The sequence below is a fragment of the Pseudomonas extremorientalis genome (assembly GCF_001870465.1).
Classification (GTDB): domain Bacteria; phylum Pseudomonadota; class Gammaproteobacteria; order Pseudomonadales; family Pseudomonadaceae; genus Aquipseudomonas; species Aquipseudomonas extremorientalis.
This window is the reverse complement of record NZ_MDGK01000058.1, coordinates 56,076-81,687: the sequence shown is the minus strand read 5'-3', so window position 1 is coordinate 81,687 and position 25,612 is coordinate 56,076. Positions and strand designations below refer to the sequence as shown.

The 25,612-nt window shown below is 63.1% G+C and carries 25 protein-coding genes; 11 read left to right on the top strand and 14 right to left on the bottom strand.

Going from position 1 to position 25,612, the window contains the following annotated elements; all coding sequences use genetic code 11:
* Positions 1–36: 36 nt before the first annotated feature.
* On the top strand, positions 37–756 hold the full coding sequence (locus tag BFN10_RS24020) for a helix-turn-helix domain-containing protein (RefSeq protein WP_071491780.1): 720 nt from the start codon (positions 37–39) through the stop codon (positions 754–756).
* On the opposite strand, the gene BFN10_RS24015 is transcribed toward BFN10_RS24020, so the two are convergent.
* Positions 757–1,545, bottom strand: a complete 789-nt coding sequence (locus BFN10_RS24015) for an AraC family transcriptional regulator (RefSeq protein ID WP_071491779.1) — start codon at positions 1,543–1,545, stop codon at positions 757–759.
* A gap of 86 nt (positions 1,546–1,631) precedes the next feature.
* Between BFN10_RS24015 and BFN10_RS24010 the strand changes: the two genes are divergently transcribed.
* From BFN10_RS24010 to aqpZ, 3 genes are all read left to right on the top strand, one after another.
* The gene (locus BFN10_RS24010) at positions 1,632–2,630 is read left to right on the top strand and encodes a bile acid:sodium symporter family protein (RefSeq protein WP_071491778.1); all 999 of its coding nucleotides are present in this window, start codon (positions 1,632–1,634) and stop codon (positions 2,628–2,630) included.
* A 231-nt stretch (positions 2,631–2,861) separates the two neighbouring features.
* Positions 2,862–4,046, top strand: a complete 1,185-nt coding sequence (locus BFN10_RS24005; protein WP_071491777.1) for a sugar transporter — start codon at positions 2,862–2,864, stop codon at positions 4,044–4,046.
* A 103-nt stretch (positions 4,047–4,149) separates the two neighbouring features.
* Positions 4,150–4,851 carry an aquaporin Z gene (gene aqpZ / locus BFN10_RS24000; protein WP_071492033.1) on the top strand — a complete coding sequence of 234 codons (702 nt, stop codon included), beginning with the start codon at positions 4,150–4,152 and terminating at the stop codon, positions 4,849–4,851.
* 64 nt (positions 4,852–4,915) lie between these two features.
* Here the strand turns inward: aqpZ and tal are convergent, their stop codons facing one another.
* The 7 genes from tal to BFN10_RS23965 all read right to left on the bottom strand — a co-directional run bounded on the left by tal (position 4,916) and on the right by BFN10_RS23965 (position 12,121).
* Complete coding sequence (gene tal / locus BFN10_RS23995; protein ID WP_071491776.1) at positions 4,916–5,845, bottom strand: transaldolase; 930 nt, start codon at positions 5,843–5,845, stop codon at positions 4,916–4,918.
* 22 nt (positions 5,846–5,867) lie between these two features.
* Positions 5,868–6,821, bottom strand: coding sequence for a sugar-binding transcriptional regulator (locus BFN10_RS23990; protein WP_071491775.1), 954 nt, complete (start codon positions 6,819–6,821; stop codon positions 5,868–5,870).
* Positions 6,822–6,883: 62 nt separating this feature from the next.
* The gene (locus BFN10_RS23985; protein WP_071491774.1) at positions 6,884–7,684 is read right to left on the bottom strand and encodes an SDR family oxidoreductase; all 801 of its coding nucleotides are present in this window, start codon (positions 7,682–7,684) and stop codon (positions 6,884–6,886) included.
* 9 nt (positions 7,685–7,693) lie between these two features.
* Complete coding sequence (locus tag BFN10_RS23980; protein WP_269458760.1) at positions 7,694–8,473, bottom strand: SDR family oxidoreductase; 780 nt, start codon at positions 8,471–8,473, stop codon at positions 7,694–7,696.
* A 130-nt stretch (positions 8,474–8,603) separates the two neighbouring features.
* A complete protein-coding gene (locus tag BFN10_RS23975; protein WP_071491772.1) occupies positions 8,604–10,115 on the bottom strand; it encodes a sugar ABC transporter ATP-binding protein in 1,512 nt (503 codons plus the stop codon).
* A gap of 15 nt (positions 10,116–10,130) precedes the next feature.
* Positions 10,131–11,063: a sugar ABC transporter substrate-binding protein gene (locus BFN10_RS23970; RefSeq protein WP_071491771.1), complete on the bottom strand. Its 933-nt coding sequence runs from the start codon at positions 11,061–11,063 to the stop codon at positions 10,131–10,133.
* Positions 11,064–11,113: 50 nt separating this feature from the next.
* On the bottom strand, positions 11,114–12,121 hold the full coding sequence (locus BFN10_RS23965) for an ABC transporter permease (protein WP_071491770.1): 1,008 nt from the start codon (positions 12,119–12,121) through the stop codon (positions 11,114–11,116).
* Between the two features lie 362 nt (positions 12,122–12,483).
* On the opposite strand from BFN10_RS23965, the gene BFN10_RS23960 reads away from it, so the two are divergent.
* The 3 genes from BFN10_RS23960 to BFN10_RS23950 are packed head-to-tail and all read left to right on the top strand — an operon-like array spanning position 12,484 to position 15,723.
* Positions 12,484–13,320, top strand: coding sequence for a transketolase (locus BFN10_RS23960; RefSeq protein WP_071491769.1), 837 nt, complete (start codon positions 12,484–12,486; stop codon positions 13,318–13,320).
* Positions 13,310–14,242 (top strand): transketolase family protein, encoded by a 933-nt coding sequence (locus tag BFN10_RS23955; RefSeq protein WP_071491768.1) that lies wholly within the window; start codon positions 13,310–13,312, stop codon positions 14,240–14,242. The genes BFN10_RS23960 and BFN10_RS23955 overlap by 11 nt, the downstream gene beginning before the upstream one ends.
* Positions 14,243–14,247: 5 nt before the next feature.
* Entirely contained in the window at positions 14,248–15,723 is a 1,476-nt protein-coding gene (locus BFN10_RS23950; protein WP_071491767.1) for an FGGY family carbohydrate kinase, read from the top strand.
* Between the two features lie 175 nt (positions 15,724–15,898).
* On the opposite strand, the gene BFN10_RS23945 is transcribed toward BFN10_RS23950, so the two are convergent.
* On the bottom strand, positions 15,899–16,843 hold the full coding sequence (locus BFN10_RS23945) for an aliphatic sulfonate ABC transporter substrate-binding protein (protein WP_071491766.1): 945 nt from the start codon (positions 16,841–16,843) through the stop codon (positions 15,899–15,901).
* A gap of 245 nt (positions 16,844–17,088) precedes the next feature.
* Here BFN10_RS23945 and BFN10_RS23940 point away from each other — a divergent pair, with 245 nt between their 5' ends.
* Positions 17,089–18,027 (top strand): aliphatic sulfonate ABC transporter substrate-binding protein, encoded by a 939-nt coding sequence (locus BFN10_RS23940; protein WP_071491765.1) that lies wholly within the window; start codon positions 17,089–17,091, stop codon positions 18,025–18,027.
* Complete coding sequence (locus BFN10_RS23935; RefSeq protein WP_071491764.1) at positions 18,024–19,349, top strand: LLM class flavin-dependent oxidoreductase; 1,326 nt, start codon at positions 18,024–18,026, stop codon at positions 19,347–19,349. Before BFN10_RS23940 ends, BFN10_RS23935 begins: the two co-directional genes overlap by 4 nt.
* 41 nt (positions 19,350–19,390) lie before the next feature.
* Here the strand turns inward: BFN10_RS23935 and BFN10_RS23930 are convergent, their stop codons facing one another.
* Positions 19,391–20,233: an AraC family transcriptional regulator gene (locus BFN10_RS23930; RefSeq protein ID WP_071491763.1), complete on the bottom strand. Its 843-nt coding sequence runs from the start codon at positions 20,231–20,233 to the stop codon at positions 19,391–19,393.
* 111 nt (positions 20,234–20,344) lie between these two features.
* Between BFN10_RS23930 and BFN10_RS23925 the strand changes: the two genes are divergently transcribed.
* Positions 20,345–20,755 carry a hypothetical protein gene (locus BFN10_RS23925; protein WP_071491762.1) on the top strand — a complete coding sequence of 137 codons (411 nt, stop codon included), beginning with the start codon at positions 20,345–20,347 and terminating at the stop codon, positions 20,753–20,755.
* Between the two features lie 168 nt (positions 20,756–20,923).
* Positions 20,924–21,832, top strand: a complete 909-nt coding sequence (glsB, locus tag BFN10_RS23920; RefSeq protein ID WP_071491761.1) for a glutaminase B — start codon at positions 20,924–20,926, stop codon at positions 21,830–21,832.
* Between the two features lie 213 nt (positions 21,833–22,045).
* Here glsB and BFN10_RS23915 read toward each other — a convergent pair whose 3' ends face one another.
* The 4 genes from BFN10_RS23915 to BFN10_RS23900 are packed head-to-tail and all read right to left on the bottom strand — an operon-like array spanning position 22,046 to position 25,507.
* Positions 22,046–23,314 carry an NAD(P)/FAD-dependent oxidoreductase gene (locus BFN10_RS23915; RefSeq protein ID WP_071491760.1) on the bottom strand — a complete coding sequence of 423 codons (1,269 nt, stop codon included), beginning with the start codon at positions 23,312–23,314 and terminating at the stop codon, positions 22,046–22,048.
* Positions 23,311–24,063, bottom strand: a complete 753-nt coding sequence (locus BFN10_RS23910; protein WP_071491759.1) for an amino acid ABC transporter ATP-binding protein — start codon at positions 24,061–24,063, stop codon at positions 23,311–23,313. The genes BFN10_RS23915 and BFN10_RS23910 overlap by 4 nt, the downstream gene beginning before the upstream one ends.
* Positions 24,060–24,728 carry an amino acid ABC transporter permease gene (locus tag BFN10_RS23905; RefSeq protein WP_016977168.1) on the bottom strand — a complete coding sequence of 223 codons (669 nt, stop codon included), beginning with the start codon at positions 24,726–24,728 and terminating at the stop codon, positions 24,060–24,062. The genes BFN10_RS23910 and BFN10_RS23905 overlap by 4 nt, the downstream gene beginning before the upstream one ends.
* Positions 24,725–25,507 (bottom strand): ABC transporter substrate-binding protein, encoded by a 783-nt coding sequence (locus tag BFN10_RS23900; protein ID WP_071491758.1) that lies wholly within the window; start codon positions 25,505–25,507, stop codon positions 24,725–24,727. The genes BFN10_RS23905 and BFN10_RS23900 overlap by 4 nt, the downstream gene beginning before the upstream one ends.
* Between the last annotated feature and the right edge of the window lie 105 nt (positions 25,508–25,612).

Here is a 25,612-nt window from a genome sequence, read left to right as displayed (position 1 = left end):
TGCCGATATGGCTTTCACTTCGAGGAGCGTCGAACTATGGATGTTGAACCTTCCGAATTGCGCCTGGCCCATGTAGCGGCTGCGATTGCCGACCCGGCCAGGGCGCGCATGCTCTGTTGCCTGCTCGATGGGCGTGCGCGCACGGCCACAGAACTGGCAGTGGTCGCGCAGAAGAGCTCGTCGACGGCGTCCAGCCATTTTCAAAAACTGCTGGAGCAAGGGCTGGTGACGATGATCAGCCAAGGCAAGCATCGCTATTTTCAATTGGCAAACAGCGATGTCGCCCATGCGCTGGAGGCGCTGCTGGCGATCAGTTCATTTGAACTGCCGGCGTTCAAGCCGTCCACTCCGTGCCATCTGCGCCATGCCCGTAGTTGCTACGATCATTTGGCCGGTGAGTTGGGGGTAAAGGTGCATGACGCCTTGTTGGAGCGCGAATGGATGGCGCTGCAGCAGGGGATGTACCAATTGACGCCAACGGGCATGGAAGGCATGGCAGAACTGGGCCTGGATCTTACCGCTCGAGTCCAGGCGCGCCGGCGCTTCGCCTACCCATGCCTGGACTGGAGCCAACGCTGTGCCCATGTAGGAGGAGCGCTGGGGGCGTTACTGCTGGATCATATGCTGCTAGGCGGGTGGCTGGCGCGAACGCTTGATTCGCGCGCGCTGACGGTGACTGCCAAAGGGCGCAGGCGTTTGGCCAGCGTTTTTGATATCCAATGCGGTGACCGCAGCCAACGCCCTGTAAGGGAATGATCAGCGGAAAAACTCACCGGGCGTGGCCTCGAATTGCTGCCGAAACGCATTGATAAACGCCGACGTCGACTCATAGCCACACCCCAGCGCCACATCCGTGACCCGCTCGCCTTGCTCCAGGGCGGGCAGGGCGCTCAATAACCGCAGGCGCTGGCGCCAGGCGCGGAACGTCAGCCCGGTGTCGCTCAAGAACAACCGACTGAGTGTCTTCTCGCTCACCCCCAGTTTCTGGCTCCACTGGCCCAAGGTTGTTTGCTGTTCCGGGTGCGCACTCAGGCTGCGATAGATCGACCGCAAGCGCGGATCCGATGGCAATGGCAGCATCAGATCGACGTGCGGCGCCGCCGCCAACTGATCCAGCACCACCTGGGCCAGGCGCCCGTCCGGCCCATCCTCGGCATACTCCACCGGCAGTTCGCTGAAGCTGCGGATCAGCTCGCGCAGCAGGCTGCTCACCGCCAGCACATGACAGCGCTCCGCCGCCCAGGTGGTGACGCTGCAATCCAGGTACAGGCTGCGCATTTCGGTGTGGGGCGAGCTGAACACGCGGTGCGGTACACCGGCTGGAATCCACACCGCGCGCTGGGGCGGTGCGACGAAGCGGCCGACGCTGGTCTGGATCTCCAGCACCCCGGAAATCGCGTAGGACAATTGCACCCACGGGTGACTGTGCCGGCGGGTCAGGGCGCGGTTGGGCAGCGATTCGGTGCGCCCATACACCGGCCGTGGCAGGCTGGAAAGGCCTGGCACGCTACGGCGCACCGTGTTGGTATGTCCTTTAGGCGGCATTTGTTGGCTCATTGGCGTTAGTCGGTAACAAGCCGTTACGTTAGAGTCGCGATGACGCTCTTGGCAACCCCCGGAAGATCCTGCTTATGACTCGCCCCCGTTTCCTGCCTGACAACTTCACCCTGACCCTGATCGCCACGGTGATTCTCGCTTCCCTGCTGCCCGCCAGCGGCCAGACCGCCGTGGCCTTCGGCTGGGTCACCAACCTGGCCATCGCGTTGCTGTTCTTCCTGCACGGCGCCAAGCTGTCGCGCCAGGCTATCGTCGCCGGTGCCGGGCACTGGCGCCTGCATCTGTTGGTGTTCAGCCTGACCTTCGTGCTGTTCCCGTTGCTGGGCCTGGCGCTCAAGCCGGTGCTGTCGCCGCTGATCGGTAAAGACCTGTACATGGGCATGCTCTACCTGTGCGCCTTGCCGGCCACGGTGCAATCAGCGATTGCCTTCACATCGCTGGCGCGGGGCAATATCCCGGCGGCGATCTGCAGCGCGGCGGCGTCCAGCCTGTTCGGCATCTTCCTGACACCGTTGCTGGTGACGCTGCTGCTCAATGTGCACGGCGAGGGCGGCTCGACGGTCGACGCGATCCTGAAAATCAGCGTGCAATTGCTGCTGCCGTTTATCGCCGGGCAGATCGCCCGCCGCTGGATCGGCGCGTGGGTCGGCCGCAACAAGTCCTGGCTGAAATTCGTCGACCAGGGCTCGATCCTGCTGGTGGTCTACGGCGCGTTCAGCGAAGCGGTGAATGAAGGCATCTGGCACCAGATCCCACTGTGGGAACTGGGCGGCCTGGTGGTCGCGTGCTGCGTGTTGCTGGGCCTGGTGCTGGTGGCCTCCACGGTGCTGGGCAAGGCGTTCGGTTTCAACCAGGAAGACCGTATCACCATCCTGTTCTGCGGTTCGAAAAAGAGCCTGGCCACCGGTGTGCCGATGGCCCAGGTACTGTTCGCCGGGGCGAGCATGGGCGTGCTGATCCTGCCGCTGATGCTGTTCCACCAGATCCAGTTGATGGTGTGCGCGGCGTTGGCACAGCGTTATGCGAATCGGCCGGAGTCGATTCCGGAATTGATGGGGCAGGTTGACCCTTGATCTACGCCGAAGGCCTTGTCGCTGTTACGACCAGCGGTATATACGAGCGGATGCCCTCGGCAAGCCCATTCAATCGGGGTCTACGTGCTCATCATGACCGCACCCTGACCCGGTTGAGGTGATTTTGAGCGGGATGAGCGTCAACAGCCGGGCCGGAAACCTATAGAATGCTCGGCGGCGGCGCTTGTCCTGGGTGGCCGTCTGATCATCGTCCGAGTACCGCGCCCTTCAATGAGCATTTCAGCCGCAACGCCCCAAGCCAATTGGCAACCGGTCTTCGCCCTCGCGTTGGCCGCGTTTGTGTTCAACACCACCGAATTCGTGCCCGTCGGGCTGCTCAGTGCCATCGGCGCCAGCTTCGACATGCCAGTGTCCAGCGTCGGGCTGATGCTCACCATCTACGCCTGGATCGTCTCCCTGACGTCGCTGCCGGTGATGCTGCTGACCCGCAACGTGGAGCGGCGCAAGCTGCTGATCGTGCTGTTCGGCCTGTTCATCGCCAGCCATGTCCTGTCCAGTGTGGCCACCAGCTTTGGCATCCTGATGCTCAGCCGAGTCGGCATTGCTTTGTCCCATGCACTGTTCTGGTCGATCACCGCCTCGCTGGCGGTGCGCCTGGCGCCGGAAGGCAAGCAGGTGCAAGCCCTCGGCCTGCTGGCTACTGGCACTTCCCTGGCGATGGTGCTGGGTATTCCGTTGGGCCGTCTGCTGGGCGAGGCCATGGGCTGGCGCACCACGTTCCTGGTGATCGGCGCGTTCGCCGCTGCGCTGGTGTTCTGGCTGGCGCGTACGTTGCCGTTGTTACCGAGCCAGAACTCCGGCTCGCTGCGCAGCCTGCCACTGCTGTTCAAGCGCCCGGCGCTGGTGGCGCTGTATGTGCTCACCGCGATGACGGTGACTGCGCAGTTCACCGCCTACAGCTACATCGAGCCCTTTGTCGAAGGCGTGGCCGGCATGAGCGGCAGCGCGGTGACCCTGATCCTGCTGGTGTTCGGCGGCGCGGGCATCATCGGCTCGCTGCTGTTCAGCCTGGTACACCGTTTCAACCCGCACCTGTTCGTGGTGGGCGCGGTGTTTATCCTGAGCGCCTGCCTGGCGTTGCTGCTGCCCTTGAGCGGAGCCGAATCTTACCTGGTGATGCTGAGCATTTTCTGGGGCATGGCGATCATGGGCTTCGGCCTGGCCATGCAATCCAAGGTGCTGGTGTTGGCGCCCGACGCCACTGACGTGGCCATGGCGATGTTCTCCGGCATCTACAACATCGGCATTGGCGGCGGCGCGCTGATGGGCAGTTGGGTCGGCAGCCAGTTCGGCTTCGCCTGGATCGGCGCGGCCGGTGGGTTGCTGGCGGCGGTAGCCCTGATCGGGTATTGCCTGGCGATCAGGAAATTTGGGCAGGGCGTTGTAAGCCGCTAAGACCAGACAAGTCCTACACGATATATTGATACCCATTGCTACCGTCGCCTCGGGCCGCCCACCTCCCGTGGCGACGGCACTTGAGCGGCAATGGGAGTTGATTGTGCAAAAACGTTTGACTGCAGAGTTCATGGGTACTTTCTGGCTGACCTTCGGCGGCTGTGGCAGCGCCATCCTGGCGGCTGCGTTCCCCGGGTTGGGTATAGGTTTTGTGGGGGTTTCCCTGGCGTTCGGGCTGACGGTGTTGACCATGGCCTATGCGCTGGGCGGTATTTCCGGCGGTCATTTCAACCCGGCGGTGACCATCGGCCTGTGGGTGGGGCGCCGTATCGAGGGCGCTGATGTGCTGCCGTACATCCTGGCGCAGGTTGCAGGGGCGATTACTGCTGCTGCCGCGTTGTTCCTGATTGCCAACGGGCAGGCGGATTTCTCGGTGGGCGGTTTTGCTGCCAACGGCTATGGCCCGCTCAGTCCCGGTCATTTCGACATGAAGGCTGCATTGCTGGCCGAACTGATCGCCACGTTTTTCTTCGTCTTCATCATCCTGCGTGTGACCGCACCCGGCGCGGTGCCTGGCTTTGCCCCGATTGCCATTGGCTTGGCGCTGACCTTGATTCACCTGGTCCTGATCCCCGTCACCAACACCTCGGTCAATCCTGCGCGCAGCACCGGGCCGGCATTGTTTGCCGGAGTTGATTACCTGGCACAGCTCTGGCTGTTCTGGCTGGCGCCGATCGTGGGCGGCGTGATGGGCGCGGTGGCGGCTCGAGCAATGGATGAGTGCCGTAAAAAAGTGCCCGCCTGAACCCCAGCGTCGCCATGCCGATCATCTCGGCGGCGACGTTGTGCACGGCATAACGGTCCAGGGCTCAGCGCGTTGCGAGCACCGCTTCGAGTTTTTCCTGGTCGCGGGCAAACTGGCGAATGCCTTCGGCGAGTTTCTCGGTGGCCATCGCGTCCTCGTTGGAGCCCCAGCGGAACTGCGCTTCGTTGAGGGTCTGGCGCGGCTCCCCAACTGCCCCCGGATTCAATCGACGCTCCAGCAGGCCCTGGTCTTCATCAAGCTTTTGCAGCAGCTCGGGACTGATGGTCAGGCGGTCGCAGCCCGCCAGTTGCTCGATCTGGCTGAGGGTGCGGAAGCTGGCGCCCATGACCACGGTGTTGATGGCGTTGGCCTTGTAGTAGTTGTAGATCCGCGTCACGGACTGCACGCCTGGGTCCTCGGTGCCGGTGCCGGTGTAGTCCAGGCCGGTGTTCTTGCGGTACCAGTCATAGATGCGGCCTACGAATGGTGAAATCAGGAACACCCCGGCGTCGGCGCAGGCGGCGGCCTGGACGAACGAAAACAGCAGGGTCAGGTTGGTCTGGATCCCGGCCTTTTCCAGGCGCTCGGCGGTGCGGATGCCTTCCCAGGTGGAGGCCAGTTTGATCAGCACGCGGTCGCGGCCGACGCCGGCCTGGTCGTACAGCGCGATCAACTGGTTGGCCTTGGCCCACAGCGCGTCTTGGTCGAAGGACAGGCGCGCATCGACTTCGGTGGAGATGCGCCCCGGAATCACCTTGAGAATGCCGCAGCCCACCGCCACCGCGAAGCGGTCACACGCCAGGTCCACATCGCCCTTGGACTGGCCCACCGCGCTGTGCAGCAACTCGGCATATTCCGGGATGGCAGCGGCCTTGAGCAGCAGCGACGGGTTGGTGGTGGCGTCCACCGGGCGCAAGCGGCTGATGGCTTCCAGGTCACCGGTGTCGCACACCACGGTGGTGAATTGCTTGAGTTGTTCGAGCTTGGACGTCATGAGCGGCAGTCTCCAGAAACGGTTATTGGTTGAGGGCCTGTGCGGTGTCCAGGTCGGTGATCAGGATGTCCAGGTAGCCGCCCTGGAGCGCGCCGCGAATGGCCTGGACCTTGTTCAACCCACCGGCCAGGCCGAGCACCCGGTGGATGGCGCGCAGCTTGGGCAGCGCCACCGAGACCACGAATTCTTCATCTTCCTCCAGCACCGGCTTGCCCTGAGCATCGAAGTAACGCAGGCAGATATCGCCCACCGCGCCGCGTTCGGCGAGCAGGCGCAGCATGTCTTCGGTGTAGTAGTTGCCGCTGTTGCGCAGCAGTTGCGAGGGCTCCAGGTCGCCGATGCCGACAATCGCCAGGGTGATGCTGTCAAAGCGCTGCAGCACTTCCTTGACCTCTTCCATCTGCACGATGCGCTGCTTGCTCTCCACCGATTGCTCGATGCTTTGCGAGGGCAGCAAAAACGCCGGGCAGTTGAGCAGGGTCGCCAGGCGCTGGGTCAGCAAAGTGGCTTCAAACGCGCCCTTGTGGCCGACGCCGCCCAACAGTTGCACCACTTCCTGGGCGGCCTGTTTGCCCGGCTGCGCGTGCAAGTGGCCGACCATGGCGCGAATGGTGCTGCTCCACGACGAGATACCGATACGGTCCTGAGGCGACAGGCTGGTTTCCAGGTAGTGGGCGGCGGCCGAACCGATGGCCTGCTTGATGCTCTCGTCATTGCCGGGCTCGGTGGCTTCCACCACGATCACCCGGCGCACGCCGTAGCGGCGCTGCAACTGGGTTTCCAGTTCCAGGTGCAGGCCTTGCAAGCGCATCACCGTGATCTTCACCACGCCTTCCTGCAGCGCCCGGCGCAGGGCACGGCTGATAAACGATTGGGACAGGTCCAGTTGCGCGGAAATCTCGGACTGCTTGAGCCCTTCTTCGTAATAGAGGCTCGCGATCTTGGTGATCAGGCGCTGTTCTTCGATCTGGCTCATGAAGGCCTCAGGGCTCTTTATAGTAAAAGGCATGACTCAATGGCCGTGAGGATACCAAACCCTTACGACATGATCAGGCCGCCGTCGATATTGATCGCCTGGCCGGTCAGGTAGGCGGCATCGTCCGAGGCGAGAAACGCCACCAGGCCCGCCACATCCGAGGGTTTGCCGGCGCGGCGCAGGGGGATGTTCTTGACCCATTCGGCCATCAATTCACCCTTGCCGTAGCGCTTCTCGTCGGTGCTGAGGATCTCGCCCCACACCCGGTCGTTGTAGTCCCACATCTCGCTTTCGATGATGCCGGGGCAGAACGCATTCACCGTGATGTCATGCCGCGCCAGTTCCAGCGCCAGGCTCTGGGTGATGCCGATCACGCCCATTTTGCTCGCGGCATAGTGGGGCGTGTAGATGAACCCCTGGCGGCCCTGGCCGGAGGAGGTATTGATCAGCCGGCCGCTGCCTTGCTTGACCATGTACTTGGCGGCCTCCCGGCAGCCGAGCCACACGCCGGTGGTATTCACCTGCAGCACCTTGTCGAAATCGGCACGGGGCATCTTGTCGTAGTGGTCGATGGTGATGATGCCGGCGTTCTGCACCGACACGTCGATGCTGCCAAAACGGGCGTGGCCTTCGCGGTAGAGCTTTTCGATATCGTCTTCACGGGTGACGTCGATGGCCAGGGCCAGGGTGTCGACCTGGTATTCCCGGGCCAGTTGGTCGGCGGTGAAGGTCACGCGTTCCAGGTCGTTGGAAGCCAGTACCAGGTTGGCGCCTTCCTGGGCGAAACGCTCGGCAATGCCGGCGCCGATGCCCCGGCAGGCACCGGTGATGACCACAGTTTTACCGCTAAATCGTTGGGACATGACGAACTCCTACCAGCACACAAAGCCGCCATCGACCAACAGGTCGACACCGGTGCAGAAAGACGAGGCCTGGCTGACGAGGAAAATCGCCGGGCCGACCATTTCTTCCACGCTGGCCATGCGGCCCATGGGCGTGGTCTGTTCAAAGATCTTCACCTGGTCGGCGACTTCCGGGCGCGAGTTCATCGGCGTGGCGGTGTAGCCGGGGCTGATGCAGTTGACCCGCAAGCCCTTGTCGGCCCATTCCATCGCCAGGCTCTTGCTCAGGTGAATCACGCCGGCCTTGGAGGTGTTGTAGTGCGCTTGCAGCAAGCCACGGTTGACGATACTGCCGGACATCGAGGCGATATTGACGATGGCGCCCTTGCCACGGGGCAACATCACGGCGGCCTGGGCCTGGCAACTGAGGAAAATTCCGGTGAGGTTGATGTCCAGGGTGGTCTGCCAGCGTTGCAGGTCCAGGTCTTCGGCGGCCTGGGCATTGGCGATGCCGGCGCAGTTGATCGCGACGCTCAGTTGGCCCAGTTCGGCTTCGGTGCGTGCCACCGCCGCGTCCAGTGCGGCGCGCTCGGTGACCGTACCGCTCAAGGCCAGGGCACGACGGCCCAGGGCCTGGATGCGTTCGACGGTGCTGGCGATGCCGGGGCTGCCCGGCAGATCGAAGCAGGCCACATCCGCGCCGGCCTCGGCCAGCCCCACGGCAATCGCCTGGCCAATGCCGCTGCCGGCGCCGGTGACAAAGGCCACTTGGCCTTGAAGACTAAAAAGCTGCATGGATAACTCCGTTATTTGAAATCACAGCCGACCCCTGTGGGAAGGGCTTGCCCCCGATGGCGGTGTATCAGTTATAAATTTTTCAATTGAACCACTGCTATCGGGGGCAAGCCCCCTCCCACATTGGATCTTCATTGTTTGTGGGTCAGGCAGTCGCCATTTCCATCACCGAAACGGGGGTGGCCTCGCCACGTTCCAGAATCCCCATCTGCCGGCCCCGGCTCATGACCAGGACGCGGTGCGACAAACCAAGCACCTCATCCAGATCCGAGCTCACCACCATCACCGCCATGCCTTTGGCCGCCAGGTCCGCGATCACTTCATAGATGGCCGCCCGCGCACCCACGTCGATGCCGCGGGTCGGTTCATCCAGGATGAAGACCTTGGGGTTGCGCGCCAGCCATTTGGCGATGATCACCTTCTGCTGGTTACCGCCGGACAAACTGGAGATGCGCGACTGCGGCGCACCTTTGACCCCCAGCCTGGCCACCGCCGTGCGGGCGAATTCGCGCAGCGGGGCAGGGAATACCCAGCCGCGCTTGTCCAGCAGGTCGGTGTTGCCGTAGATCAGGTTATCTTCGATGCGGTGTTCCACCACCACGCCTTGCTGCTTGCGGTCCTCGGGCACCAGCACCACGCCGGCCTGGATCGCCTCGAAGGGCGAGCGAAGCTGGCGTACTTCACCGTCGAGTATCAGGTGGCCTTGGACATCCTGTGCTGCGCCGGCAATAGTGCGCACCAGTTCGGTCCGCCCGGCGCCGACCACGCCGGCAATGCCGAACACTTCGCCGGCGCGCACGCTGAAATCGATGCCGTGCAAGGCAAATTCGCGGCAGCTGAGGTCCTTGACCTGCAACATCACGCGATCCTGTGGCGCTTGAAGGGCGGGGAAAATCCGCTCCAGGCTGCGCCCGACCATCTGTTCCACCAGCTCGCGTACCGGCACCTGGGCGGTGGCGTGCAAGGCGATCTGGCGCCCGTCGCGCAGTACCAGCACACGGTCGGCGATGCGTGCGATTTCTTCCAGGCGGTGGCTGATATAGATAAACGACACGCCCTCGGCCTTGAGCCGTTCCACCTGTTTGAACAGCAACTCGGTTTCTTCGCCGCCCAATGCCGCAGTGGGTTCATCCAGAATCAACAGGCTGGCCTTCAGGGTCAGCGCCTTGGCGATTTCCACCAATTGCTGGGCCGCCACGCTCAGGCCTTCGACCTTGCGCGATGCCGGCACTTTGAGCCCCAGGCGCTCCAGCTGGATCTGCGCCTGGGCCTCCATGTACGCGCGGTCCACCCGCCCATGACGCATGGGCAGGCGACCGACGAAGATATTCTCGGCGATCGACAATTGCGGCAGCAGGCGGATTTCCTGGTGGATCAGACCGATCCCGGCGCCCAGCGCCGCACCGGGCGACGCGGGTGCGTAAGGCGCGCCGCGCCAGGTCATGCTGCCCCCGGCTTCAGGCTGTACCAGCCCGGCGATGATCGACGACAAGGTCGACTTGCCCGCACCGTTCTCGCCGAGCAGGGCCAGCACTTCGCCGGGGCGGATGTCCACATTGACCTGCGACAGTACCTGCACCGGCCCATAGGCCTTGCTGATATTGCGCAGGCACAGCACCGCGTCGGCGTGGGCGGTGTCCAGGGCTGCTGCTTGCATGACGACCTCCAAGGCTTACGGGTGCTGTTGCAGGAACGGCGCGACGTTTTCTTTGGTGGTCAGCACAGTGGGCAACAGTTGCTCCTTGGGCACGGCCTTGCCGGCTTTCAGGTCGATGGCCGATGCCACGGCCAGGCGGCCCATCTTCTGGGTCTGCTGGGTCATGGTTGCATTCAGCACGCCACTTTCCACGGCCTTGAGCCCGGCGACGTCACCGTCGAAACCGACCACCACGACCTTGTGGTCGAGGTTGCCGACCTTCACCGCCTGGGCAGCGCCCAAGGCCATGGCATCGGCACGGCCGAAGAACACGGTGATGTTCGGGTCACGCTGGAGCAGGTCCTGGGCCACGGCGAAGCCTTTGTCCTGGGCCCACTCGGCGGGTTGCTGGGCGACGACCTTGAGGTCCGGGAAAGCTTTCAAGCCTTCTTCGAAGCCCTTGGCGCGATCGTTCTCGGGGGTGGTGCCGAGCTGGCCTTGCAGGATCGCGATGCGGCCCTTGCCATCGGTGATCTTGCCGACGTATTCGGCCAGGGTCTTGGCCCCGGCCACGCTGTCGCTGGCGATAAAGGTGTCACCCGGTGCATCGGGTGCGTTGCGGTCCACGGCGATCACCGGGATGCCGGCGGCCTTGGCGGCTTTTACCGGGACGCCGGCGGCAGTGGCACCAGCAGGGATATAGATCAGCACATCGATCTGGCGGGTGATCAGGTCTTCAATCTGGCTGACCTGGGTGGAGGAGTTGCCCTGGGCATCCACGGTGATCACCTTGATGCCCTTGGCCTTGCCCTCGGCTTCCACCGATTGCTTGATCTGGTTGAAGAAGTCGGCCTGCAGGTTGGCCACGGCCAGGCCGATGGTCAGGTCCTTGGCCAAGGTGGTGCCGGCAGCGGTGAGGGTGGCAGCCGCGAGGGCGGTGGCCAACAGCAGTTTCTTGGGGCTGAACATGTCGGTGACTCCTGGTTTTATTGTTGGAGGGTGTCAACTGTCGAACAGGTTTAACGGGCAGTGCTGGAGCGGCGTCGCAGGGTGTCGATGGTCACGGCGAGGGCGATGACCACGCCGATCACCACTTGTTGAATGAAGGGCGAAACGCCCAGCAGGTTGAGACCATTGCGCAGCACGCCAATGATCAGCACACCGACCAGGGTGCCGCCGATGCTGCCGACGCCACCGCTGAGGCTGGCGCCGCCAATTACTACGGCGGCGATGGCGTCCAGTTCCAGGCTCAGGCCGGCGCTGGGTTGGGACGAGTCCAGGCGCGCGGCCAGGGTCACGGCGGCGATGCCGGCCAGCGCACCGCTGATGGCGTATACCCACAGGGTGATCGCCCGCACCTTGATGCCGGACAGGCGCGCCACTTCCGGGCTGCCGCCCATGGCGTACAGGTTACGGCCGCCGGCGCGAAAGCGCAGGAACACCCAGGCCACCACCAGCATCACCAGGAACAGCCCTACGGTTGCCGAGAGAAAGCCGAAGTGACGCACCGTGGCCAGACTGGTGAACCAGTCCGGGTAACCGACGATCTGCCGGCCTTCGGTGAGGATGTTCGCCAGGCCACGGGCCACCGACATCATGGTCAGCGTGGCAATGAACGGCGGCAGCTTGGCATAGGTGATCAAGGCGCCGGACACCAGCCCGGCGAGCATGCCGCTGGCTATCGAGATCGGGATCGCAAACCCCAGCGGCACCGCCTGGTCCTGGTACAGCCAGCCGAGCATCATCATCGAGAAGGCCAGCACCGACCCCACCGACAGGTCGATGCCGCCGATCACGATCACGGCGGTCATGCCAATTGCGAGGATGCCCAGCACCGTGACCTGATCAAGAATGTTCAGGCCATTGCGCAGCGAGAAGAAGAATTCGGAACTGAAGGAGAAGACCAGCACCAGCAACACCAGGCCGATCAGCGGGCCGCCGATATTGCTGGGAAGCAGTTTCACCAACCGGGGGCGGTGGGGCGGCTTGAGTTCGGCCGGGTGCTGGACAGTAGCTTTGGCGTCCACAGTGTTCTCCTGATTTATTTTTTTTGGAGTGCTTTCAAGTGCGCTGAATATTTATGCGTGCTTGACTGTTAATTCAGATTCCAGTGCCACCGTGGCAATGTCAAGCGCTTAATTTTTCCAACAGGCCTCTGGATCGCGACTTTCATCCGGCGCAAAGCCACGGGATAGATACGCGCGTGTGGGATTTCGGCCGTTTGTCCGAGGGACATTTCCAGGTTTTATTTCATTTTTCCACCGGTCATTCACTTGACCTGTCGAGCGTTCGGCGTCTAAATATAAATATATTGTCACTGCTGAATAAATATTCAAATACAGCTTTGCACACTTTTACCCCGCGTGGTCAGCCTCAAAGGAGCCGCTGCATGAATGCCTTCCAGTACGACGCCCACCAGATCAAAGAACAGGCCCGCCTGATCCGGCGCCATGTGATCCGCCTGAATGCCGACTCACCGGCCGGCGGCCACACCGGGGCCGATCTCTCGGAAACCGATATTCTTGCCACCCTGTATTTCCGCATTCTCAATACCGGGCCGGAACGCACTGAAGACCCTGAGCGCGATATCTATATCCAGAGCAAGGGCCACGGTGTCGGTGGTTTGTATTGCTGCCTGGCGCAGGCGGGCTACATCCCCGTCGACTGGCTGCCCACCTACCAGCACTTCAACTCCCACCTGCCGGGTCACCCGGTGCGGCAGAAAACCCCTGGCATCGAACTGAACACCGGCGCCCTCGGCCACGGCCTGCCGGTGGCGGTGGGGCTGGCGCTGGCGGCGAAGATGTCCGGCAGCAAAAAACGCATCTATGTGCTGACCGGCGACGGTGAATTGGCTGAAGGCTCCAACTGGGAAGCGGCGATGGCGGCGGCCAAATACGGCCTGGATAACCTGTTCGTGATCGTCGACAAGAACAAGCTGCAACTGGCGGGCCTGACGGCGGACATCATGCCGCTGGACCCGCTGGACGTGAAATGGGCGGCCTTCGGTTTTCGTGTCAGCGAGTGCGACGGCAACGATGCGGACCAGTTGATCGAAGCCCTGGAAAGCATGCAGGCCAAGACCGGCGCGCCCCAGGTGCTGATCGCCCACACCATCAAAGGCAAGGGCGTGTCGTTTATCGAAGCCCGTCCCGAATGGCACCACCGCGTGCCCAAGGGTGATGAAATCAACGCGGCACTGGAGGAGTTGAATCATGGCGAGTGAACATCTGGCGAGCGTCATGGTGGAAGCCTTTATTGCCGCCGTCGATGCCGGGCTGGACGTGGTGCCGGTGGTCAGCGATTCCACCTCCACGGCCAAGATCGGGCCGTTTGTGCAGCGCTTTCCCGAGCGTCTGATCAATGTGGGGATTGCCGAGCAGTCGCTGGTCAGCGTCGCGGCGGGCCTGGCCCTGGGCGGCAAGATCGCCGCCACCTGCAACGCAGCGCCATTCCTGATTTCGCGGGCCAATGAGCAGATCAAAGTCGACGTCTGCTACAACCAGGCCAACGTGAAGATGTTCGGCCTGAATGCCGGTGCCAGTTACGGCCCGTTGGCCAGCACGCACCACAGCCTCGACGATATTTCGGTAATGCGCGGCTTTGGCAACGTGCAGATCTTTGCTCCGGCCGACGCGCTTGAATGCCGGCAGATCGTCGACTACGCGCTGCGCTACCACGGCCCGGTGTATATCCGGCTCGACGGCAAAGCGTTGCCGGACCTGCACACGGGCGACTATCAATTTGCCCCAGGGCAGGTGGATATCCTGCGCCAGGGCGCGGACGTGAGCATCGTCGCCCTGGGCTCGGTGGTGCATGAAGCGCTGGATGCGGCACGGGTGCTGGCGGAGCACGGTATCCAGGCGCAGGTGATCAACCTGTCGTCGATCCGGCCATTGCAGCGTGACGTGTTGCTCAGCGCCCTGCGTGGCACGCGGGCGGTCATCACGGTTGAAGAGCACAACATCAACGGTGGCGTGGGCAGCCTGGTGGCCGAAGTGCTGGCCGAAGCCGGGCTGGGGATTGCCCTGGTGCGCCTGGGCATCGGCGATGGTGAATATGCCGCCGCCGGCGCTCGCGAACCGACCCGCGCCTTGCATAACATCGACGCGGCTGGGATTGTGGCGGCTGCCACTCGGTTGCGGTGAATGCGATGACAGACAATACGCCGCTGATCCTGGCGATAGATGAAGGCACCAGCAACGCCAAGGCGGTGCTGGTCAACGAGCGCGGACAGGTGATTGCGCGGGGCTCGCGGCCGCTGAGCATTACCCATCCGCAGCCGGGGTTTTCCGAGCAGGACCCGCTGCTGATCTGGCACAGCACCCTGGCCGCCATTGAGGAGTGCCTGGCCCAGGTGGACCGGCCGATCACCGCGCTGGCCATCAGCAACCAGCGAGAATCGGTGGTGGCCTGGGACCGGCATACCGGCGAAGCGCTGTCACCGTGCATCAGTTGGCAATGCCGGCGCTCCACCGCGTTGTGTGCCCAGTTGCATGAGCAGGGGCACGAAGCGCTGATCCTGGAAAAAACCGGGTTGGCCTTGGACCCGATGTTCTCGGCCGGCAAGTTCCGCTGGATTCTCGACCACCTTGAGGATGGCCACGCACGCGCCGCTGCCGGTGATATCTGCCTGGGCACGGTGGACAGCTGGTTGCTGTGGAAGCTCAGCGGCGGCCAGGCGTTCGCCACCGACTACTCGAATGCCGCCCGCACGCAACTGTTCAACCTGCACACCTGTGCCTGGGACCCGGCGCTGCTGGCGCTGTTCAAGATTCCATTGGCCGCATTGGCCCCCATCCAGCCCAGTGCAGGCTTTTTTGCCGAAACCGTTGCGGCGGGCGGGTTGCCCGCCGGCATCCCGGTAATGTCGATGATTGGCGACTCCCATGCCGCGCTGTACGGGCAGGGCGGCTTTGCACCGGGGCTGGTGAAAGCGACATTGGGCACCGGGTCGTCGTTGATGACGCCCATGGGCGGCCCGATTGCCTCGACTCATGGCTTGTCCACCACCCTGGCCTGGCACGACGGTGGTCAACCGACGTTCGGCATGGAAGGCAACGTCGTCCATACCGGCGCCGCCGTGCAGTGGGCCTCGCGCCTGGTGGCGGGGGAATCCCTCGATGCCCTCACCGAACAGGCGGCGCAACTGTCGGATAACGGCGGCGTGTATTTCGTGCCGGCGTTGTCCGGGCTGGGCGCGCCCCACTGGAAGGCCGATGCACGGGGCCTGATCTGTGGGCTGACCGAGGCCACCTCTGGTGCGCATATCCTGCGGGCGTCGCTGGAGTCCATCGGTTATCAGATCCGCGATGTGTTCGAGGCCATGCAGCAGGACATCGGCAGCCCGTTGAAAGAGCTGTGGGTGGACGGCGGCGCCACGCGCAACCGTTGGCTGATGCAGTTCCTGGCCAACCTGCTGCAACGCCCGGTGGTGCGCAGCCTGTCACCCGAAGTCTCGGCACTGGGCGCGGCGCACCTGGCGGGGAGGGCGTCGGGGGTGTGGGCGAGTGATGCAGCGCTGGAGGCGCTGGAGCGGCAGCGGGAGCGGTTTGAGCCGCAGGATGATCCCGCGATGGAGGGGCGTTACAGCGAATGGAAAAAGGCCCTGGCCCGCACCCTGTTGTGACCATCGTGATCCAAATCTGTGGCGAGCGGGCTTGCCCCGCGTCGGGCTGCGAAGCAGCCCCCACACCAGCGGCCGAAGAGTGCCTGACTCACCGCATTCCTCCTTCCAGGGTCGCTTCGCAACCCAACGCGGGGCAAGCCCGCTCGCCACAGTTGCAGTACTCCCTGTTACGCCCTCAAGGCTTCCAGGTCTGTACATCCTTGGCATCCACCGCCTTGGGCAATAACCCCGCCTTGAAGAACGCATCGGCGATTTTTTGCTGTTCGCCCAACTGATCGAGCGTCACCGGTTGCACCAGGTAGCTGCGGTGCGCATTGGCTGCTTCAACCGTCGCTACATCCAGGTTGCCCCACAACGGCCCCAGCACCTTGGCCGCATCCTGGGGGTGGGTTTTCACCCACTGCCCGGCTTTTTCCAACTGCTCGTACACCACCCTCAATACTTCCGGGTGCGCCTTGGCGTACGGTGTACCGGTCAGGTAGTAACGCTTGTAGCTGGCCAGCCCTGCGCCGTCCGCCAGGGTGCGTGTGGGCAATTGGCGCTGCACGCTGGTCAGGAAGGGTTCCCAGGTAACCCAGGCGTCCACCTTGTTGTTCTCGAACGCCGCGCGACCGTCGGCGGGTGACAGGTAGGCCGGTTCGATATCTGAAAAGGCCAGCCCCGCCTTGGCCAGTGCGGCGATCAGCAAGTAGTGGGTGCCAGCGGCCTTGGTCACGGCGATCTTCTTGCCCTTGAGGTCCGCCAGGTTCTGGATCGGCGAGTCCTTGCGTACCACGATGGCCTGGGCCGCGGGCGAGGGCGCTTCCTGGGCGAAATAGGTGAGTTTGGCCTGGGCCGCCTGGGCGAAGATCGGCACGGTGTCGGCCACGTCGGCGCTGATATCCACATTGCCCACGTTCAGTGCTTCGAGCAGCGGCAGGCCGCTGGGGAACTCGTGCCAGCTCACGTCGATGTTGTCGGCCTTGAGGGCTTTTTCCAGGGTGCCCTGGGTTTTCAGCAAGGTGATCAGGGTCGAGGACTTCTGGTAACCGATGCGTACGGTTTCCTGGGCCTGCGCGCTGATGGCGACGGACAGAGCCAGCAAGCCGAGGAGTGCGGCGAAGGGGTGACGTAGGGACATGGCGAGCTCGATCTGTGACGAAATAGGCCTGAGCTTAAAGTTCTAAAAACTATTCGTTAAATACTCTTTCGATCTGAGCTTAGGACGCTTTTCCCTGCCGCCTATGAATTGGGCATAACCATAGAATTATAAGATTCTTTCATCATTGCTCATCGTTAATATAATCGAACAAGCTTTATTGCCAGGCCTGACGCGGTTTTTTGGCATAAGCAGCGCCCTTCATTTCTTCCTCGCCAAGGCCTCCCATGACGTTCAAAAAACTAATCGTCGCCGCCAGCCTGCTGTTCGCCGCCACGGCGGCCCAGGCCGAGCAAACCCTGGACATCAGCTACCAGCGCTCATCCACCCTGTGGATCCTGCTCAAGCAAAATGGCCAGTTGGAACAGCGCCTCAAGCCCCTGGGATTCACGGTGAACTGGCATGAATTCAGCACCGGCCTGCTCAGCTCGCTGAATGCCGGCAGCGTCGACCTGCACGCCGATGTGGCTGACGCTTTCGCGCTGTTTACCCAGGCCGCCGATGCACCGCTGACCTATTACGCCCAGGAAAACGCATCGCCGGGCGCCCAGGCAATCATCGTTCAGGACACGTCGCCGATCCACAGCATCGCCGACCTCAAGGGCAAGACCGTTGCCGTGTCCAAGGGCTCGGGCAGCAACTACCTGCTGATCTCGGCGTTGAAAAAGGCCGGGCTGACCCTGGCCGATATCACTCCGCGTTACCTGGAAGCCCCGGATGGCGGCGCGGCCTTCGCTAATGGCAGTGTCGACGCGTGGGTGATCTGGGACCCGTTCTTCGCCACCCAACAGTTGGATCACCATGTGCGTGTAATCGCCGACGGCAAGGACGGCCTGGCCGACTACAACCGTTTCTATCTGGCGACGACGACGTTCGCCAAGGCCCACCCGGACGTGTTGCAGGTGACCTTCGACACCCTGCGCGAGACCGGCCAATGGGTGAAGGCCCATCCCAAGGAAGCCGCCGCCATCCTTGGCCCGCTGTGGGGCAATATCGCCCCGGCCACGGTCGAGCGCGCCAATAGCCGCCGCAGCTACGACATCATCCCGGTCAAGCTGGACAACCTCGCCGAGCAACAGCGCATCGCCGACACCTATTACGCCGCCAAGCTGATTCCCAAGCCGTTGCAGGTCAGCGCCATTACCGTGTGGACGCCCAAGCCATGAGCCGCCAGATCCATTTATCCGCGTTCCTGTTGAGTGGGCCGGTGGTGCACAGCCACGCGGTGTGGCGCCATCCTGAAACCGTCGGCAATTACCTCGACCCGGAGTACTACGCGCGGGTCGCCAAGGTGGTGGAAGAGGGGCTGTTCGACTTCCTGTTCTTCGCCGACCGCCTGGCCGTGGGCGACCAGATGGGCGGCTCGCGCGAGTTGGCCTTGCGCTACGGCGCCCAGGACGCCACGCGTCTGGACCCGTTGCCGATCCTGTCTTACCTGGTCGGCAAGACCAGCAGGCTGGGCCTGGGCGCAACGCGGTCCACCACCTATTACGAACCGGCGCACATCGCCCGTGAATTCGCCACCCTCGACCACCTGTCCAGGGGCCGCGCGGCGTGGAACATCGTCACCTCGATGAACGACAGCGAGGGTCGCCTGTTCGGCAAGGACAAGCACCTGGAGCACGACCTGCGCTACGACCGCGCCGATGAGTTTGTTGAAGTTGCGCTGAAACTGTGGAACAGCTGGGGCAAGGACGCGCTTAAACTGAACCGCGAAAGCGGCGTGCTGGCAGACCCTGGATTGATCCGTTCGGTGCAGCACCAGGGCGAGTGGTTCAGGGTCGAAGGCCCGCTGAATATCCCGCGCACGCCCCAGGGCCGACCGGTACTGATCCAGGCTGGTTCTTCCGGGCGTGGTCGGCGCTTCGGTGCGCGTTGGGCCGAGGCGATCTTCACTATCCATCCGCACTTGGCGGCCATGCGTGCATTCCGCGATGACGTGCGTGCCCAGGTGGTGCAGCAGGGGCGCGACGCCGACAGCTGCAAAGTGCTGACGGCGGTGATGCCGTTCATGGGGGGCAGCGAGGCGGAGGCCCGCGCCAAGCGCGATCGGCACAATGCGCTGGCCCGTCCGGAACTGGGGCTGGTGACACTGGCCTCGCAGTTGAATGTGGACCTGTCGCCATTCCCGCTTTCGGCGACACTGGCCGAGATCGCCCAGTCGCCGCTGATCCACCCGGCGGCGGCTGAAAAGCTGTTGATGCAGGGCCCGCAAACCACCCTGGAACAACTCGGGCGCATCTTCGCCAGCAGCGTGCGCGTGCCGCAATTGGTGGGTACCGGCGCGCAGATTGCCGATCAACTGGCCGAGTTGTTCGAGCAGGGCGGTTGCGACGGGTTTGTGATCTCTCCGGGGTATTTGCCGGGCTCGTTCACGGAGTTTGTCGAGAGCGTGATTCCGCATTTGCAGCGCAAGGGGCTGTTCCGCACCGCGTATGAAGGGGCGACGTTGCGTGAGCATTTGGGCTTGGCTGATCTGGACAGTTGACTGTGTGGCGAGCAGGCCTGCAGATCCGGGTAGCCGCCCCTTCAGTTCAGCGCAATCGTCGCCGGCGCCAATGAGCTCAAGGCCCCGGCGCGGTCCGCCAGGTAACGCGCCGGCGGCTGGCCCACGGTCTTGCGGAACATGGTGATAAAACCACTGGCGTTCTCATAGCCCAGGTCCAGGGCCACGCGCTGCACACTCTCACCCCTGGCCAGGCGTTGCAGCGACAGGATTACATGCAACTGCCGGCGCCAACGGCCAAAACTCAGGCCCAGTTCCTCCAGCAGCAGACGCGTCATGCTGCGTTCGCTCATGCCGATGCGCACCGCCCATTGACCGAGGGTGGACTTGTCCGCCGGTTCAGCCAGCAGGCTGTCGGCCAGGCGACGCAGGCGCGGATCTTGTGGCATGGGCAGGTGCAGGGCTTCAACAGGCGCGACGGCCAATTCATCCAGCAAGGTACTGATCAAACGCCCCTGGGCGCCTTGCTCGTCATACAGTTGCGGGAAACTCACCGCCTTGCTGATCAGCTCATGCAGCAGGGCCGACACCGCCAGCGTGCAGCATTGCCGGGGCAGGGCGCAGGCGGCATCGGGGTCGATCAGCAGGCAATAGACTTCCGCAGCGCCAGCCCCCCGTGCCGCGTGAGGCGTTCCGCCGGGAATCCACAGCGCGCATTGCGGCGGCACGATCCAGATACCGGCCTCAATCTCGCAATGGATGACCCCGCGCAAGGTGTACATCAGTTGGCCCTTGCGATGGGCATGCTGGGTATGTTCCCAGGTATCCGACGTGGCGGTGGCCCCTACGGCCACTACGGCGCGGGGGAATACGTCGGCGTCTCTGGACAGTGACGGATCGTGCATTTCCAGGCGATGGTGTTTCATGACAAGGGATCGCAGGTTGGCTGAATTGCGAAACAGTCTGGCTATTCTGTGCAATGCCGTCCAGCGGCTTGAGACCTATAGTGAGATCAATTCTCAACAAGGAGCTCGGCCATGCGACTCGACAGTTCAACATTCCCGGTGGTGAAAATCGTCTTTGATGCGCCCAATGAAGGCGGGCCGGAGGATGCCTTCGCCGTGTTCGAAAGCCTGCTGGCCCGCCAGCAACCCTTCCTGCTGCTGCACGAAAAATCCGTGGACGAGAACAATCACGAACACTCCCATGAGGAGCGCAAGCAAGCGTCGATCTGGATGAAGAAAAACAAACAGGCGCTGCATACCTACGTCAAAGGCATGATCCAGGTCGAGCCCAGTGCCGCGCAGCGCCTGGCGCTCAAGCCGTTTGCCGCGATGTTCGGCAAGGCCTGGGGTTATCCGTTGCTGGTGGTGGAATCCCGTGACCGGGCCTGGGCACTGGCGCGGGATGTGCTGGATGAGCGGGTGTCGGATGTGGCGCACTTTTGAGCGCACGCAACATTGAGCTGCGGCGAGGGAGTCCCCACTCCCTCTGTGGCGAGCGGGCTTGTCCCGCGTTGGGGTGCGAAGCGCCCCTGATGAAGCTTGACCTGCGTGTTTCAGGTATCCTCCGCGCCCCGCTTACCACCGATTCAAAGACAGATGACTGGACAAGACATGCAGGCGCTGCTGGAGTCGATCCTCGACGAAGTGCGCCCCCTGATCGGCCTCGGCAAAGTCGCCGATTACATCCCGGCATTGGCCGATGTGCCTGCCAACCAATTGGGCATCGCCGTGTACGGCAACGACGGCTCGGCCTATTGCGCCGGTGACGCCGACACGCTGTTCTCGGTGCAGAGCATTTCCAAGGTGTTCAGCCTGGTGCAGGCCATCGACCATGGTGGCGAAACCATCTGGGAACGCCTGGGCCATGAGCCTTCCGGGCAGCCGTTCAACTCCATGGTGCAGCTGGAGTTCGAACGTGGCCGCCCGCGTAATCCGTTCATCAACGCCGGTGCGCTGGTGATCTGCGACATCAACCAATCGCGCTTCGCCGTGCCGATCTTGTCGATGCGCGATTTCGTCCGGCGCCTGTCGGGCAACCCGCAGATCCTGGTCAACAGCGTCGTCGCCGAATCCGAGGCCCAGCACGGTGCCCGCAACGCCGCCATGGCCTACCTGATGAAATCCTTTGGCAACTTCCACAACGACGTGGACGCGGTGCTGCACAGCTATTTCAACTACTGCGCCTTGCAGATGAGCTGCCTGGATTTGGCCAAGGCATTCAGCTTCCTGGCCAACGAAGGCACGAGTGCCCACAGCGGCGAACAGATTTTAACGGCGCGCCAGACCAAGCAGGTCAACTCGATCATGGCCACCAGCGGGCTGTACGACGAGGCAGGCAATTTTGCCTATCGCGTGGGCTTGCCGGGCAAGAGCGGGGTAGGGGGCGGGATTGTCGCGGTGGTGCCGGGGCAGTTTACGGTGTGCGTGTGGTCGCCGGAGTTGAATACGGCGGGTAACTCGCTGGCGGGGATGAAGGCGTTGGAATTGTTGAGTGAGCGGATTGGGTGGTCGGTGTTTTGAGGGCGCGCCCCGTTCATGGGAGCGATCGCCGTTGGCGATTGAGAGTATTGATCGCTTTACGGGTGTAATAGGGTCTCCCGGAAAAGGAGAACCAGTGTGGGAGCTGGCTTGCCTGCGATGGCGGTACATCAGCCAGCACATCCAGTGGCTGACACATCGCCATCGCGGGCAAGCCCACTCCCACATGGGGAGTGGTGTGAGTAAGGGCTCTGTTCAGCTCCAATTGAGCCGATCCAGCAAGCTATACCACGCCACCCCCGCCCCAATGTAAAACCGCTGCAACCCATGCATCGGCAAGCGCTGCAACGGTGTTACCGGATAGGCGAACTCCGCGGTGCTGTCGCACAACCGCCCCGCCAATTGCTGCCCCAGGCTGGTACACAGTGCGATGCCACGGCCATTGCAGCCCAGCGCCAATGTAAGCCCCGGTGCGGGCTGGTGCACATGGGGCATGAAGTCCCGCGTGATCGCAATACGGCCCGCCCAGCGATACTCGAATTCCAGTGGCCCCAATTGCGGAAACAGCAGCGCCAGCGAGCGTTCCAGGTGGGCGAAATCCGTGGGTGACGTGGGGTCGTTGAACAGCCCGCGTCCGCCCATCAGCAAGCGGCCATGGCTGTCTTTGCGAAAGTACAGCAGCAGCCGTTGTGCGGTGGAGACGGTTTCCTGCCCCGGCAAGATGCTGTCCGCCGCTCGCCCGCTCAAGGGTTTGGTGGCGACGATAAAACTGTTCGCCGCCAGGATGCTCTGCGCCATGCCCGGCCACAGGTTGCCGCTGTAGCCGTTGGTGGCCAACACCACTTGATCGGCCGTGACCTGCGCACCGCCAGCCGTCTGCAATTGCCAGCCGCAACCCTGGCGCTGCAACCCGGTCACCGCGCTTTGCCCATGGATCCGCACACCCGCCACCAACGCCGCACCCACCAAGCCACGGGCATACGCCAACGGCTGAATCGCCCCGGCGCGACCGTCCAGCCAGCCACCGGCAAACGCCTCACTGCCTATGCGCGAAGCCACCGCTGCGGCATCCAGCCGCTGCACCGGTACACCGCGCCTGGCCCATTGATCTGCCCGTGCGTGCAACCCGGCCACGCCTTTTTCGCTGTACGACACCTGCATCCAGCCTTTGCGTACCGGCGCGCAATCGATGCCGTGTTTTTCGATCAGCTTGAACACCAGGTCGGCCGAGTTCGATACAGTCGAGATCAACGGTTCTGCACGCTCCGCTCCGTACATCTGCACCAGTTGCTGCGGATCGTATTTGAGCGTCGGGTTGACCTGCCCGCCGTTGCGTCCGGATGCGCCCCAGCCCGGCTCGTTGGCCTCCAGTACGCACACGCTGACGCCGCGCTCGGCCAAATGCAGCGCCGTCGACAAGCCGGTATACCCCGCGCCGACAATCGCCACGTCCACCTTCACCGACTCGCTCAAGGCAGGCGTCGGCACCACTGAGGGCGCAGTCGCTGACCACAATGACTTCATGACAGGCTCCGCGTGTTACCGGTAGGGTGCAGCACGCGCCGCAGGAAGTCCTGGGTCCGCGCATGCTGCGGGTTGCCCAGCACCTGTTCGGCCGGCCCGCTTTCGACGATGTAGCCGCCATGCAGGAAGCACACGCGGTCGGCCACTTCGCGGGCAAAGCCCATTTCGTGAGTGACCACGATCATGGTCATGCCCTCATCGGCGAGGGTGCGCATCACCGCCAGCACATCACCGACCAGTTCAGGGTCGAGGGCCGAGGTGGGTTCATCGAACAGCATGGCTTCGGGTTTCATCGCCAGGGCACGGGCGATGGCCACGCGTTGTTGCTGGCCGCCGGAGAGCTGCTCCGGGTAGGCCTCGGCCTTGGCGCTCAGGCCGACTTTTTCCAGCAGCACCAGGGCTTCTTCGCGAGCCTGCCTGGGCGGCTCGCCTTTGACGTACACCGGGCCTTCCATCACGTTCTCCAGCACGGTGCGATGGGGGAACAGGTTGAAGCGCTGGAACACCATGCCCATGCGGCTGCGCAGGGCGTGCACGCTCTTGCTGCCGCGCTGCACGGTTTCGCCAAACACGTTGATGTGCCCGCCGTCATAGGCTTCCAGCGCGTTGATGCAGCGCAGCAAAGTGGATTTGCCCGAGCCCGACGGCCCGATCAGGCACACCACTTCGCCCTTGGCCACGTCGAGGTCTACGCCGTGCAGCACGCGGTGGCTGCCGTAATGTTTTTGCAGTTGGCGAATCTCGATCATGCTTTTTTCCTCCGGCCCAGGTGTTGTTCCATGCGGCGCAGGCCGTACACCAGCGGCAGGCTCATCAGCAGGTAGAGCAGGGCGACCAGGGTGTAGACGGTCATGTTCTGGAAGGTCGACGAGGCGATCAGTTGGCCCTGGCGGGTCATCTCCGCGACGGTGATGGTGGACACCAGCGACGAGTCCTTGAGCATCATTACCAACGTGTTGCCGTACGGCGGCAGGGCGATGCGAAACGCTTGCGGCAGGATCACCCGGCGCATCATCAGCGCCGAGCGCATGCCCAGTGCTTCGGCGGCTTCACGCTGGCCCTGTTCGACGGCAATGATGCCCGTGCGGAAGTTCTCGGCCTGGTACGCCGAGTAGGCGATGCCCATGCCGATCACGCCCGCGTAGAACGCGGTGAGGTGCACGCCCATGTCCGGTAGCACGAAGTAGATGTAGAACAACTGCACGATGATCGGCAGCCCACGGATCACATTGATGATGGTGCTCGCCGCCCACGACAGTGCACGGATCGGCGACAGCTTGAGCAACGCCAGCACCAGGCCGATGGCACTGCTGAGCAGGAACGACAGCACGGTGATCTGGATCGTCACCCACGCGCCTTGCAGCAGAATCGGCAAAAAGTCCTGGGCGTTTTGCAGGAACTCCGCCGGGTTCATGGGCGCACCTGGGTATCGAGGCCCCACTTCTTGAGAATGCTGTCGAGGGTGCCGTCTGCCTTGATCCTGGCAATGGCGGTGTTCAGGCGCTCCAGGGTTTGCGCGTCACCCTTGCGCACCACCAGGCACACCTGGCCGACGTTGGTGGGCTTGTAGTCCGGCGCCAGTTTCACGCCTTTGAACAGCTTCTGGCGGATCTGGTAGGCGACCACCGGCTGGTCACCCACGGCGGCCTTGATGCGGCCCAGGGACAGGTCGCGGACCATCTCGCCGATGGAGTCGTAGGTGCGGATTTCCTTGAAGATGCCGAGCTTGTTCAACTGGTCATAGAAGACGGTGCCGGCCTGTACGCCGACCACCTGATCCTTCAGCGGCATCAGGTCAGGGTAGGCGGTGTTGTCGTCGGCGTTGATGATCAGGCCTTCACCGTAGGCATACACTGGGGCGCTGAAGTCGACGACCTTGGTGCGCTCTTCGGTCTTGAGCATGCCGGCGGAAATAAAATCCAACTTGCTGGAGGTGAGAGAGGGGATCAGCGCAGCGAAGTTGGTCTGCTCGATCTGGCTGGTAAAGCCGCCAGCCTTGCCCACGGCCTCGGCCACATCGACCATCACGCCCTGGATGCTGTTGCTCTTGATGTCGAGGAAGGTAAACGGCGAACCACTGGCCGTTGCACCGACTTTGTACGAGGACGCACTTTCTGCGTGCACCGCGCTGACGCACAGCGTGGCGCAAAGACCGAAGGCGAGGCGGCGAAACAAGGGCGAAAGACTGTTCATCGGGTTACTCCAGAAGGAAAACGGATAGTCAGTACCGCAAGCGGCTGCCGATGAAATCGCAAGCTCTGTGCCATTTCGATTGATTGGAATCGAATATTGCTATAG